Annotated in this window: 1 protein-coding gene (only partly in view); it reads left to right on the top strand. The window is 65.7% G+C overall.

Going from position 1 to position 15,320, the window contains the following annotated elements; translation table 11 throughout:
• Position 1: 1 nt before the first annotated feature.
• Positions 2 to 15,320, top strand: partial view of a GntR family transcriptional regulator gene (locus tag OHA40_RS15840; RefSeq protein ID WP_330233795.1) — the 5' portion only. Its footprint extends 25,856 nt past the window's final position; only the first 15,319 of its 41,175 coding nucleotides appear in the window; its start codon is at positions 2 to 4; the stop codon falls past the right edge of the window.

The raw sequence follows: 15,320 nt of genomic DNA, 5'->3' as shown, positions 1-15,320 counted from the left end.
CGTGGTGCACATTCCGGAGTACTTTCCCGAGTGGCTCACGAATATGGTGCTCGGGCACTTTCCCGATGGCGACCCGGAAGCGATGCGCCGGACCGCCGACGGGTGGTCGGATTCAGCGAATCGGCTTGTGACCGTGGTGGATCGACTCCAAGCAGCGCAGGAAAAGCTGGCGCTGGCGGTCGAGGGTGCAACCGGTGACGCGATACAGAAGCAGTATCGGAAGCTGATCGCCGATACCCGGGCGCAGATCGAGTTCAACAACCGCATGGCCCGGCAGTTGTACGAAAACGCCACGGCCATCGAGTACGAGCAGTACGTGATCATCGGCATCGCGGGAGCGCTGCTCGCGCAGGTCATCATCGACATGGCGATGCCTCCGCCCGGCAGTATCGCGAGAGCGGTTCTGCATCGGGCCGAGGCGCGGGCGGCGATGGAACTCGCGAAACGCGACCTGGTGCTGGCGATGCTGGCGCGGGCTGCGCGGTTCGTCGTCGAGCACCCGCGCGTAGTGCTCTCCGCGAAGGGTGTGTTCTTCGGGACGGCGATCGGCGGCGGGGTCCCGTACATCGCGCAGCGTGCGCAGATCGCGCAAGGCAATCGGGCGGAGGTGGATTGGCAGAAGGTTCGCATCGGGGCGGCGGCCGGTGCCGTCGGCGGGTTCGTCGGTGTCCAGGTTGCCTCTGTCGTCGCGCCCGCGGTGACCCGGGTAGGCGGGCGCGTGCTGGGCACGATCGCGGCGGGCGGTGTGGGTGGTGTCTCCGGTGGTGTGGCCGGTGGGCTGACCGCGTGGGCGTTGACCGGTGGGGAGTTGCGGGGCAAGGATCTGGCCACGATGGCCTGGACCGGGTTCGGCGCGGGCCTCGTCGGGTCCGTGGGGGCCGCGGTGCGTGTCACGCGGGCCGGTGCGTACCCGGGTGGATCGGTCGCGCCCCCCGACAGCGCCGCGCCAGGGCCGAGGCTTGCCACACCCCAGGATGGGCAGCCACCCCAGACGCGGTCAGCGAGTCCTGAGCTGGTGTCCAGTACGAGTGAGGTGGCCCCGCCGCGGGCGAGGACTCACGAGCGCTTGTCCGGGGACGGTAGTGACAACCGGCCCCCTGACCTCACGCCCCAGAAGATGGCGGAGGTCGAGATGATGCTGGAGATCGAGCAGATCTACCGCGACCTCGGACCGGATCTCGACGGCGCGATAGCGAGGAACGACCCTGGCAACACGCCCGGACCTGATCCCGGCGGAGGCGGAGGCGGAGCCACACCTCGTACCTCGGGCCCGCAACCGGGTTCGTCGCATGGGTCATCCGACCCTGGGGCAAGTCCTGGAGGCACTGATCGTTGGGCTGCTTGGAATCAGACACGACAGCACATGGTGCAGGAGCCGGGGTCGGTCGGAACCATGGACCGTCCCGAAGGCAGCTTGGGCCCGCCGCAGATCGACGTCGACGGCGCTCAGGCACGTCCTGAGCTGGGCACCGACGTGACCGTGGACGCGACCGGCACACCACCGGATGCCCCTGGTCACACTGCTGAAATTCTGAGCGACGGCAGCAGCGCCTATGTGGTCGAATCCACTCCGGACGGAGGGTTCCAACTCCGGCCGGTGGAGCCGGGGCAGACCGGCGTCGATGCGCCACAGCAAGCATCGGGCGCGCGATCGTCCAGCGATGCCTCGGAGCCGCCCGCGGCGACCGCTGACGACCCCCTCCTCAACCTCGATTTCGACGCGGAATTCGCCAAATTCGAAGCGGGCCTCACCTCAACGCCGGAACAGCCGGGTGCGACCAATCCCACCGCCTCGGCGAACGCGCCGAAAACGGCCACCGACGTCCCACCGCCGGTGTCGCCGAGTCCCGAGGCGAACAATCCGGTCGCGCAAACAAACCCACCGCGACCGGTTCCGGATGCCACGCCGTCGCCGACGCGCCCCGGGACCGCGACGAGCAGCCCTGGCACGCACACGGTCCCGCCGAAACCAGGTGCCGAGGCCACACCGTCGGCGTCGACCCATCCCGTTCCCGACGCCAACAACTCCGTCGCCCCATCGGACCCGGCTCGGTCGATTCCGGACACCACGCCGGGCGCATCCCATGCCGGGACCGATCCCGCGGCGCGCGCTTTCCCACCGAACCCCATCTCTTACGCGACTCCAACAGCCCTGTCCGGCCACACATCGAACGCCGACAGCCCTAGCGCACACACCAATCCGCCGACTCCGGCGCCCGGCTCCCCGACTCCGGCCCCCAGCTCCCCGACTCCGGCCCCCGGCTCCCCGACTGCCGACCACACGGAAAGCCCGCACCCTGCCACGACGCCACCGGCCCAACTTTTCGCCGCGACCGGCCTGGGCACCGACGACGACGAACCTCCCGCCGAACCCGAAGAGTTCCCCACCCCACCGGGAACGATCGTGCCCGACCCACCTCGAACCATCGTGCCCGACCCACGGGAACACAACGTCTGGCAGAACCCGGCAGAACGAGCCGAGCATTGGAAACGCCCGCCCGGGGATTACATCACCATCCCGGGCGTCTCCTACCCCCTGGAGGACGAACCACCCGCCAACGCCATACCCGTCATACCGCGCGTACCCTCGGCGACCCACACCCGCCTGCCCGCCGATTCCCCCACCTTCACTCCAGCCTCCGAGGACCCCGACGACAATCGCGCGAACCTCCCCGGCTCCGCGCAGCCACGTCCCGCAGAGGTCCCCGAACCACTTCCGGGCCGTCACCCGGCCGCGCCGGGAACCCACCTGGACGCCAACCCCGAGCGACCGGACTCCGCACCCGTCCTACCCAGCCGGTACGCCCTCGAACCCGACCCCGAAACCCCGGGCGCACCCTACAAACCCACGGCACCCCAGCAGCATCCCGACAGCCTCGAATACAACCCCGACCAATCCGGTGTGCCCATCGTCGCCGGACCACCACCCCGACAACTCGCCCAACCCAAGCCGCCGGTTCAACCAAAACGCCTCATCCCCCAGGCCCAAGCCACGATGGGCGACGGCGAACCCAAACCACGCAAGCGGAAGCCACCAGCGGAACCAGGCAAGGCCAAACCCATGGTTCCCGAGGCCGAGGCCAAACCGAAGACGCGACCAGAACCGCCCCAGGCGCCACCGGAACCATCGACGCCGGTACCGACACCACAGCCGAAGCCCAAAAAGCGTCCCGGCAAAGGACAACTACCGAACGCACCGACACAACGGGCGGACCAGGCCGACGCTCGCGGACTCGGTGACACAGGCGTTGGGAACGGTGCCGGCCGCGACAACCAACCAGCCCAAGTATCGCCGCGGAGTACCAACAACCCACGCCACCCCTCCGTCCCGGGGCCGATCTTCACACGACTGAAGACCGGGATAGCGGCCGCATATCAGAAATCCGAGGGGGTATCAAAGTTCCACCCGGTGAGCCAGGGGTTGGCACAGATGACCCCGGAGGGATTCCGAGACGCCATCTTTCAGCTGAGTGCCTTCGAGCGCACTGCCCTTGGTGAGGCAATGAACGCGGCGCGGCGTAACGACGAGATCGCGCCCCTCCAACGCGACACGATCAACAAACTCGCCGAGTTGATGCACACCGACACGTTCGACAGCACCGGCACACTGACCGATCTCGAATTCGTGGAACTCGGGCTTGTCGCATCGGACATGCCGCTCAAGGCGATCGGGTCCGCGCTTGGCTTGGCAGAGCGCACAGTCCGGGCGCACCTGGTTCGCATCCAAGAAAAGCTCGGCGCCGATAGTCGCTCGGCGGCGGTCGCGGTGGCCATCCGCGGCGGCATCCTCCCCAGCACAGACCCTTATTCGCCGACCGAACGCCGTTCAGCCACCAGCATTTCCGAGCCGACGGCGCGCGAACTCGAGGTGCTTGCGCTGATCGCGGCGGGTAAGACCAGCAGCGAAGTAGCAGATGCTCTCGGACTGAGCGTTGACACCGTGAATTCGTACGCGGACCGAATCGGCGACAAGCTCGGAATGTCCACTCGCGCTGGGATGGTGGCCGTAGCCATACATAATGGCTTCCTTGCGAACGCGGAAACAGATAGCGCAAACGAGCCCGGCTCCCTCCCCGCGCTGAAGCCACGCGAAGTCGATGTACTCGCGCTGATCGCCGCGGGCAAGACGAGCGCCGAAATTGCGGACGCCCTCGGGCTCACAGTGCGGACCGTGGATTCGTATGCGTCTCGTATCAACCGCAAACTCGACGCGGGCACTCGCGCGGGCGCGGTGGCCATAGCCATACGCAACGGCGTTCTGCCCACTGCAGGCCCCATCACTGAACCGAACCGCACCACCGACCTGTCGGAACTGTCCGAACGTGATGTCGAGATACTCACCTTGATCGCAGCAGGCGGGACAAACGACGACATAGCGACCGCCCTCGGGCTGACACCGCAAACCGTGAAGACGTATGTCTTCAACATCAACCGGAAACTGGGTACCCATACTCGAGCGGGCCTGGTCGCAGCATGGCTACGGACGGATATCGACTCGCTCGTAGGTCCCGCCACGACAACCGGTGGTCCTCTCTCATCAAATGACGCGGCAGATGCCCAAGCACCGGAACAAGTGCCTCCAGGGGTTGCCGCCGTCATCAACAGCGTGCTGGACAGCGCAGATCTGCTGCTGCAGATATTCGCGGCGGAATCACCGGCAGGGGAGCTGAGCCAAACCGCAGACCGCATCGGCTGGTCCGAGACCCTCAAAATAGCGTTGCGACAGGAGATCCGGTCAGGCCGGATAGCACAGGGCACGCGGCTGCCCCCGGCCAGAGCTGTCGCCGAGCACCTCGGTATGACGACGGATACCGTGGGACTGGCATACCAGGGCCTGGCCAAGGAAGGCTACGTGGCGCGCACCCGAGGGGTGGGCACCACGGTGGCCGACCAGAACCAATGGCCGAGCGAACCGGTACCGGACACCGGTATACCACTGTCCGCTCCGCAATTTCTGGACATGCTCGCGGCGGAATCACCGACAGAGGAACTGGCCCGGACCGCGGAGCGAATCGGCTGGCGCGGCACTCTGAGAATGAGGTTGCGCCAGGCGATCCAGTCAGGCCGGATAGCACAGGGCACAATGCTTCCCCGTGCCATAGCTGTCGCCGAACTTCTCAGTATGTCGACGACAACCGTGGGAATGGCATACCAGGGCCTGGACAAGGAAGGCTACGTGGAAACCGTTCCCGGGTTCGGCTCCACGGTGGCGAACCGCGAACAATGGCCGAACGCGCCCGAGCCAACCGACGCGTCCGTCGAACAGACCTCCGGTACACCGAGCCCAGCACCTCGCCGTCCGGCCGGTCCAGGTGCACGGCACCACCACACAGGTATGCCGCGCCAGCGATTCACCGTCGGGATCGGACCTGCCGAATTCGACCCGTACGCGCGGAACCACCACAGCGGGGAAGATGGCGCACCTGGCCCCCATGGACGCCGCCGACGCCAAACGGGCGCGAGGAATCCCGAACCCGACGGCACTGCTGCGAATCCCAGTGGTGCTGGTTCGCCAAATGCGGGAGTCCAGTCCGATGGGCCCGGTCGCGAACCGTCCGTCCCGAATCCGGCGGCAAGCGTCGACGCTGCGACAGCATCCGTGCCGCCTGCCCGCTCGGAAACACGTGGACTCCAAGACATCTTGACCCGCGTCGATGAAACCGGCGTCGATCCAGCGACCACGGAGCAGGTCAAGCAAGCCATCCTCGGCCGCTATGAGCGGCAGCGCCAGAAGATTCCCGGGAAGGGCCCGGCACAGGACCGTATTGCCGCAGCACAGACCACCCAGTGGGTCGACGACCTCATGCTCTTCCGAGCACTGCGGGATCTCGCATCGTCGCCTGGTCAGGAAACCGCGCAGGCTGCACCGCCTGTCGCGCACCACATCACGGCGCAGGATCTCGCCAATGACATCAGTCAATTGCCGACCGCCTTGACCACGACGCTTTCCGACATCGAGAACGCCGTCACCGATACCGCCGTCACCGATCAGGCAGCCCTTGCCGTTCTCAATGTCTACAGCGAGTTCCTGCAGTCGGCCACCAAGTCCACATACCGCGACCACCAGCTGAGCAAGCACACCAACTCGGTGGCCCTCGGCTTCCCAGAAAATGTTGCGGCCGCACTGGCCAGGACATCAGCCGATACCTTCATACAGACTCAGAAGGCGCACGCGCTGGTCGCGGATATCGCCGTAACCATGACGAACCAGTGGGTCGATAAGAATCGAAGAAGGGCCGAGCGAACCCAAACCAATCTCGCGGACCTGCTGGCCGATGTCTACCGTCGTAATCACCAGCCCCTGCCCGAGGCGCAGCGAGGTGAACTCCAGGATCAGTTGCGCGCCTTGCAAGCCGAATTCGAGGAACTAGTGCCGCGACGGGAGGCGATCCTGGCGCGGATACCGAATATGACAGAGGAGGACGCGGCCCGCTGGCCCGAGGGTTTCCGCACGGGACTCGCCGAGGTCGAACAGCTTTCCATCGCCGTTGAGGCTTGGATATCCGCCGGGGTACCGATCACACGCCGCATGATCAAGGAGATCATGAATAGCGATCTCGCCCAGCTCGGCGGAGCCAGGGGAGAGATCGGGTTGGCCGAGCAATTCGATGTGCTCCATGCGCTGGGCACTCGCGTCCACCTCGAAACACCGGGTGCCGGTCGGGTCGAGAGCGAGGTCGATGTCTCGACCGACGAAGGCCGAACGTGGCATGAGGCCAAGAACTACGACCTCGACTCACAGCTCCGGAGTCAGACCAGGCTGGAGGCGCAGGCGCGTAAGCAACTCCGCATCGCGTATCTGAATCGCGAATATTGGGTGGACGGCCATCCGCCACAGATCAAGTGGCACTTCATGAACGGCGTCGATCCGGGGGTGCAGGCCGCCCTGGAGGCCATTCGGATCGAGGACGAATCCGGCGGTGTCCTCGACGATTATCGCGTCGAGGTAATCGATGGTTCCGCTGCCACTGGCGCAGTGCCCACCGCGCCGAATGCGGTCGCACCTGTCGACGATGGCGCAGGATCAAATCCTGTAGGCGCACAGCCGAATCCGCGGCCCGACGATGCGCACCTCACACCGAACGGTATCGAGTCGCAGGGTTCCGCGCCCACACATGTTGCCGAAGCACCGTCGGATCCGTTGCGTGACCAGTTCGCGGATCAGATTTTCGAGCACGCACTGGCCACAGTGGCGCATGCTGTCGGACGCGGCGTTGTCGCGCTCGATCCGGACCAACAGCGGCAGCTGGCTCATGACATCACCGAGCAGACACTGGTCATCGCCGACGATGCCGGTACCACAATGGATATCGGTCAGATGCTCGCGATTGCCGATGCGGCTGGCTTGATGCTCGTTCCCGCTCGGACCAGTCCGGCGCCCCCGCCCACCGAGCCCCTCGAAGAGCGGTCCACGGACCGGGCGGAGTTGCTGCTGGAATTATTCCCAGCGGAGTCGTCGGCAGCTGAGCTGACGCAGATCGCGCAAGCCATCGGCTGGCGCGACACCGTGAAAATGGCATTGCGTCAGGCGATCCGGTCGGGCCGAATACCAGAGGAAACACGACTGCCCCCCGCCGATGTGGTCGCCACACAACTCGATTTGTCGTCGTCGACTGTGGAAGCGGCTTACCAGAGCCTGGCCACCGAAGGCTATCTGGAGAGCAGCCGCGCGCACGGCACCACGGTGGCCGAGCACGACGGATGGCCGACTGAACCGGTACCGGACCCGGCTGTACCGATGACCGCACCGCAACTGCTGGACAAGCTCGCCGCCGAATCGCCGACCCAGGAGTTGGCCGAAACCGCGCGGCGAATCGGCTGGCGCAACACCGTGGAAATGCTATTGCGCCAGGCGATCCGGTCAGGCGGGATACCTGAGGGCACGCGACTGCCCCCGGCGAAGGCAGTCGCTGTCCACCTCGAATTGTCGCATTCAGCTCTGGCGCCGGCATATAAGGCGCTGGCCGGCGAAGGCTACGTCGAGAGCAGCACGCGCGGCACTACAGTGGCGAACCACGCCCGATGGCCCGAACCGCATCATCCACCTTATGCGGGAACGGACAATGACTCGGCCACAGCGGATCCTGGTGACGGAGGATTCGTAGCCGAGCTCGACTCTATTCGCGAATCGCTGTCCGATTTTCCGGCCGAACACATCCATGCCGCCGAATCGATGTTGGCCGCGCTGCTGGCAACAACGCACGGACGTACCCAGCTGCGGCACGGCGTTTTCGGAGAGTCGGGCGACCGGTGGGCAGTGGTGGAGGTGGTCGAGGAATTCGACGCGACCTTCGACGTGGCCTCCGAACCGGCTCTGCCGGTGCGCGACAAGCCCGGCACGTCGACGGAATTGGGCCGGCTTACCGAGTTGCTCGACGAGAACGCAGGAGCGTGGGGCTACCAGTTGAGCAACCTCGGGCAACACGCCCGAACCGGGCACGGAGGAAGAAGAAAGAGGTGGTTCAAGCTCTTCGAATCCCCCGGGGAGCATGATCCGTCGAACGTACTGCCCGATCCCATCGTGAAGCTGAGCTTCGCGGAGGAGTCGGTGCCACGAGGGGTCGGAACGTCTCGACATGCCGCCCGCGGGCTGCTGACCGGCGCGGGCTGGCCGGACCCCGACCAGATCGAAGCCGTGGGGCTGTTGGTGACGGAATTGGTCACCAATGTGCACATCCACGAAGCCGGGAGCGCCGAGGCTCGGTACTGGCTGCTCGATGACGTGTTGCGAGTAGAGATCGCCGATGACAGCCGACGTTTGCCCACGTGGCAGCCGGAGAGCAACTTCGCCGAGCTCGAGCAGACCCAGCAGGACAGCCCCGACGAGGGTCCAGACGAGTTCGATGTGGACGCCTTCTGGGATGCCATCGATCTGGACGCATTGATGGCGGGCCAGAGACAACCAGGCATGCGTGGCCGGGGCTACGGATTTCTGGACAACATGGCCACCGCATGGGGCGTGGACTTGTCCCGCACGGGAGGCAAGACGATCTGGTTCGAGGTCCAGCGGAACATCCCGCCGGGCACGGCCGAGAATGATCCCGAAGCGCCGGGTGCGGCGCCGACGGCACCCCAGCTCCCTCCGGATACACGACCCGGTCATGTATCGCAGGCACTGCCAGGGACGGAAGCACCGGACTACGTCGAGACCACAGCTGATGGCACCGAGACGCGTACCACGTCGCAACGAGCACAGCAGACTGACGCGGCTCCCGGCCCCGCACGTCGGCACCGATCCGGTCCAGGCACCCCACACCGCCACACACGGAAACCGCACCAGCGCGGGGTCGCGCCTGCCGAATTCGACCCATTCGTGCGGTACCACCACACCCCAGCGAATGGCGCAACCGGACCCGGTGGACACGGCGGGAGGCAATCGGGCGCGAGAAGCTCCGAACCCGATGGCACTGCGGCACATCCTGACGCGTCCAGTCGCCCGCGCCCCGAACCGCCCGCGGACAAATCTCTGGCGCTGCAGCCGGCACGACAGGTTGATGCTGCGGCGTTCCGGGCGCAGTACGGGCGGGACGTGTTCCGAGATGTGTTCGAAATGTTGGGAGCTCCGCCGCTACAGGGGCGTCGGCCGCCGGAACCGTTGGTGCGATTGTCGCAGGAGATCAACCGCGCTGTGTTCGATATAGCGGATTCGCGGCTCTGGGCCGTCGCCGAGGACGGCGATGTCCGCGAGTGGTTGCGCGACATCGCGCGGGACGTGGTCGGCGACAAGAAGTTTCAGCGGGTCCGCCAGGGCGTCTCGGAGTACTTGCGAGACACGGAACCGAGCGAATCGGATCCGGACCGTCTCGAATGGGACCGAGAGACGTTCGAGCAGGCCATGCTCGATGTCCCTCGCGTGCAGCGGGTCTGGCTGGAGCGCAGGTTCTGGCTGGGCCTCGACCAGGCGGAGACCGCGAGGGCGCAGCCATATAACGGCTACCAGCCGGGCCGGCTCGCAGATCTGGAGCAGGCCGCGATCGAGAACCTGATCCAGGCGATCGAGATCCGAACTGACGCGGATACTGCCGAGGACACCGACCTGTCCGATGACGTCGAAGCGATCGACACGGACGAGTCGGTGGATGACCTCGTGGATGGACTGCTGTACCAGTGGTTGGGGGTGGACGGGCTTCCGGCGCCGGGATCACAGCGCTACGACGAGTTGCGCACAGCGGTGGAGGCCCGCATACCCGACGAACTGCGGGAAGCGATGGCTGGTGATCTCGAGGCACTGGTTCGGGCCATGGTCGACCTCCCCGAGGAACGCCAGAAGAGATTTGCGGAGCTGTACTACCTGCACGGGTTGCGCCGGGCACGCGTTGTAGAAGCGATTGACAGCGGTATCGATGGCTTCCGGCATCTACACCGCTCTGTTCCTGGCCTGCTGGTGAAGTCGTTGACTCGGGGGCCGGTGTTCGAGATCGACGTCGACGAGCTTCCGCAGCCGGGCTCGCCGGAGTATGCGCAGTTGCTCGGAGCGGTAGAGGCCCGTATTCCCGCGGAATTGCGAGAAGCGATGAACGGTGATCTCGAGGCGCTGCTCGAAGCCATCGCCGCCCTTCCTACCGAAATCCACCGGAGAATCGCCGAGCTGGACTATCTGCAGGGGCTTTCCACGGCCAAGATATGGAAAGCAACGGGCGGCGCCGTTCGGGGAGCGCTGCGAAGCAAGCTCCCCCGCACCTTGGCCGATTGGTTGTCCCGAGGGCCGGTGTTCCGGGTAGGCGTAGACGACCTTCCGCTGCCGGGGTCTCGGCAATATATCGAGTTGCGGAAGGCAGTGGAGGCCCGTGCTCCCGCCGAGGTGGCCGACGCGATGCGCGGTGACCTCGCAGCGCTCCTTCGCGCGATCGAGAAGCTTCCACAAAACGAGCGCACGTACTGCGAACTGGTCTTCTTCGGGGCGGTGCGCCGGGCGGAAATGACCGTAGCGATGGGACATCGCAACGGAGACATCACGCGCGGGCTGATGGAGCCGTGGTACCGCGAGCTAGCCACCGAATTGCGAAGCGCGGTCTCCGGGGATTCCGAGTCGATGCGGATGCCGTCGCCGTCCCCCCGCGGTGCCGTTGTTGCGCGTCTTGGTGCGGATCCCGCGGAGTTGGGCCCGAATTCCGCTGCGCTGGAACAACTGCGGTCCGAGTTCGAGACAGCGCGAGCGGCACTGGCCGACCTACTCGAAGTCGATCCGAACCTGGTACTCCGTGGACCGTTGCTGCAGGCGATGGAAATCGTGGAGTACCAGCTCGGCGATCTGAGTGCGGAGAACCTGGGGGATGCCGATCCCGCCGTGAAATTCGGGCAGTGGATCGGGCGCCGAATCCAGCTGGACCACGATACCCAAGCCGCGACCACCCTGGTCCTCTCGGAGCAGAATTCGGCCGCTGACGTACGGGATCGACTGCACCGGCGAGCTACGCAGCTGGATCGAGAACTGCAGGAAGTACTCGGACTTTCGCAACTTCGTCCGATGGACGACGCTGCACCGGAAGCACCGCTGGCACAGCTGCGTCGGATCGCTGATGTCACAGGTTCGCCAGCGATGGCCCGACTCGTCACCGCGGTCGAGAACTTTCTCCACAATTACGACGCCGATGAGCTGCTCCGGTACTGGGAGCAGGACAACCGCGTTATCCGACACGTCTTCCGGATGCCCGCCGCGATAAGTGACAGCTTCCAGCTTCCGGTCACGGTCGGGCCAGACGATTCCACAGACGCCGAATTGCCCTCGCCACCTGTCCCTGTCGAGATCAGCCCCGATTCCGCTCGTCCCCGCCAAGAGCTCGATATCGAGCAGGTACGGGCGCTGCGTATCGGATTGGCCGATGTGCTGGGCATTGATCCGGCACTGGTTCAGCTGCCGCAGCTTCAGCAGGCAATCGACACCGTGCAGCAACAGCTGCGGTGTCTGAGTGAGGAGGGCTGGCGCCGGGCTATCGAGGCAGGACGGCTGCCGGAGATCGCGGCCTGGATCGGCCGTGACATGACGAAGGCCCCGGGCGCTCATACTGACTTCGAGGTGAAGGGTGAACTGGCACAACTGCTCGTGATCACGAAGTGGGGTCGGGTTCGGCCACCCTCGACCAATGATCCACTGGCCGAGTTGCGAACGGTTGCTGGCGTAACAGAGTCCCCGACAGTAGCCCGTCTCATCGAGCTGGCCGAGCTATTCCTCGAGCACGATGAGACGGAGTTGGCCAGACAACCCACCCAGGTCGATGTGATGCGCCTGGCAGGGGTCTCCCGGATGGCAGTCTTCGACGCATTCTCCCGCAGCCGGCCGACACACACAGAGGAGGAACAGCGGATACTTGTAGCCGCCCAATGGCTCGGCTATCCCATTCCGCCTGCGCTCGAAGATGTTATCGATCCGACGTTCGCGCAAAAGAGATTCGTTCCCGGGCAGTTCGTCGACGGTGCGTTCGTTCCAGGAAAGTTCGCGAGACAACCGACTCGGGCCGAAGTAGCACAGGCGGCCGATGTGCCTCTGCCGACGGCCAGCGAGGTACTGAGAGGTGACCTCGCGGCAGACACCCCAGAGGGGCAGCAGGTACTCGAGGCAGCCGACCGCCTCGGCTTCTGGTATCGACCATGGGACACTGCCGAGCGAGTGCGCACTTTGCGTATGGAGTTGGCCGATGCGCTGGGTATCGATCCGCAGGACGTGACCCGTGATCGGGTATCGCTGGAGCTGCCTCGATGGGACGACTCGGCGAGTTCGCGGAGCGGCCGTCTCACGGAAGTGGCTGCCCTCTTTCTCGGGCTCGCGCAGTGGGAGTTGAACCTCCTGCCCACGGAGGCCGACGTGCGGCGTTTGGCGGGTGTGGACCGGCGGACGGTCCCCACCGTGCTCGCCCAGACCGAGCCTTCGTACACCGAGGAGGAGCAGCGGGTACTTGTCGCGGCCCAGTGGCTCGGCCACCCGATTCCACCGGTACTCGCCAGGGCCATCGACCCGGCGTTCGTCGAGAAGAAGTTCGTTCCGGGGCAATTTGTCGACGGCACGTTCATCCCGGGATATTTTCTGGCACAACCGACCCAAGCCGAGGTAGCTCGAGCCGCCGATGTGGCTCCCGCGACAGTCAGCGAGGTGTTCAGAGACGAGATCGCGTCAGACACACCGTTGGGTCAGCAAGTCCACGACGCAGCGGATGACCTCGGCTACTGGCGGCATCCACGGCGTGATATCGACGTGGGACAGGTGCGCGCATTGCGCGTAGAGCTGGCTGACTTCCTGGGCATCGGAACTCAGGAAGTGACCCGCGAACGAGTCTCGGCAGAGCTGAGTCGAGCGCATGACGCGCTCGATCCCGTGCGGTCCGCCCGCCTGACAGAGGTAGCGGAACTCTTCCTCGGGCTCAGTGAGCGGGAACTGACCAAGTGGGCCACACAAGCCGATGTGGCGAAGCTGGCCGGAGTGCATCGCGATACCGTCAACACCACGCTCGATCGGACCGAGCCGACGTATTCGGAAGAAGAGCAGCGAGTACTCGCCGCGGCCCAGTGGCTCGGGTATCCGATTCCACCTGCGCTCGAAGGGGTCATCGACCCTGCCTTCGCCCAGCAGAGATTTGTTCCCGGGCGGTTGGTCGACGGAAAGTTTGTTGCCGGGCAGTTTGCACGCCAACCGACACAGGGCGAGGTCGCCCAAGCAGCCGGTGTTCACAAGCCGGTGGTGAGTGCTGTATTCCGAGGGAAGATCGGTGCACACACCGCCCGAGGCCGTCGGGTGCTCGACGCGGCCAAGGAACTCGGCTACTACTGGCATCCGCAGCGCGCACAGGTGCTGGCCACGGGCGGTCGCGGCTCGACCGCGAGTGCGCGGACCGTCGCGACCTTGATCCCCGCGCCCGGTCACGTTCCCACGAGCGAGACACCCAGTGCGGTCAACCCCCCTGGCCCAGGCCATCCCGACGCGCCCTCCGGAGGGGGCGGGACTCCCAGCCCCACACGTCCGCACCGGTCCGGTCCAGGCACCCCACACCGCCACGCACGGAAACCGCACCAGCGATTCCCCGGCGGGGTCGGGCCTGCCGAATTCGACCCATTCGTGCGGTACCACCACACCCCAGCGAATGGCACAGCCGGTCCCGGTGGACACGGCGGGAGGCAATCGGGCGCGAGAAATTCCGAACCCGATGGCACTGCGGCGCACCCTGACGCGCCATCTGCCGTCCCCGAATCCGGCAACGGCAATCTCAAAGCCTCGGCCCAACCTTCCGGACCCAACCCACAACGGCCAGTCCCCGGCGAGGGGCCTATCACTGGCCCACCCGCCGACAACACTCCTGTTGTCGCACAGCTGCGCGCCGCCGTCGACGCCGGACTCCTGGAGCTGGTGATCGAGGGGGTCAAAGCGGAAAGCGATGCGGCGGGGGGTTCACCCACACAGGAGCCGGTCGAAAGACTCGACGCCATGCTCGCCGGGCTGAACGAGCTGCGCGCCGCGACTCGACCGGACGCGCAGGTCGAACCGACGCGGTTCCGGACGCTGGTACAGCATTTCCACGCGGTGATGGAACGACTGGCGGCGTTGACGGATGCCGAGAACATCACAGGCGAGAACCGCCTCCCCGCGGCCGGAGTCCAGCAGGTCTACGACCTTCGCGACCGGGACGCGCGGGTGGCCGAAGCTAGGCAGCGCTTCGCCGACGCCGACCGCCGCATCCATCAACTCGCAGCACGGTTGAACGCACCCCCGACCGGTGGGCCGACGAGCATCGGAGACAGGGGTCTGCTGGAGACTGTCGATGTCGGTCTGCTCCGGTCGTTGCAGGCGGACCTCACTGCGGTGGTGGATCCACGTACCGCGGCACCGGCGGAGATGACGAGGTACCAGAAGCTCCTCGGCATGCTCGGCGGGATCAACGAACTGCTGAAGATAGTGGATGATCCAGATGCGGCGATCACTCAGGACCGCCTGCGGTTGCTGATCTTTCACTTCCACGCGGCGGTGGAGTGGCTGGCATTCAAGGACGCGAACGACGCCGATGCGACGAGCGTCCGGCAGGTCTACGTTCGTGCTCGAGAACAGCTGGTCACGGAAGCGGTTGATCGTTTCCGCAAAGCCGACGACCGGGTCCGCGAGCTCGCACACGCCTTGAGCACGCCGAGCGGCGCGCCCGATGCCCGCGCTACTGCGCAGCCGGAGGTGGCATCCGCACCTCAGCCGGTTGAGTGGCCGGAACCCGCGCAGGCGGCACAGTCAGAAGTACCAGCCCCACAGGTCGTGCCGCCGGAGGCAGGCACTGAAGTAGTCCAGAATGCCGTTGCGAATTTCCCACAGATATTCGACCGGCCACGGACCCTGACGGAACTCAGGG

Origin of the sequence: Nocardia sp. NBC_00508 (assembly GCF_036346875.1) — a bacterium.
In the GTDB taxonomy this organism is placed as follows: Bacteria; Actinomycetota; Actinomycetes; order Mycobacteriales; family Mycobacteriaceae; genus Nocardia.
This window is presented reverse-complemented; position numbering and strand designations above follow the sequence as displayed.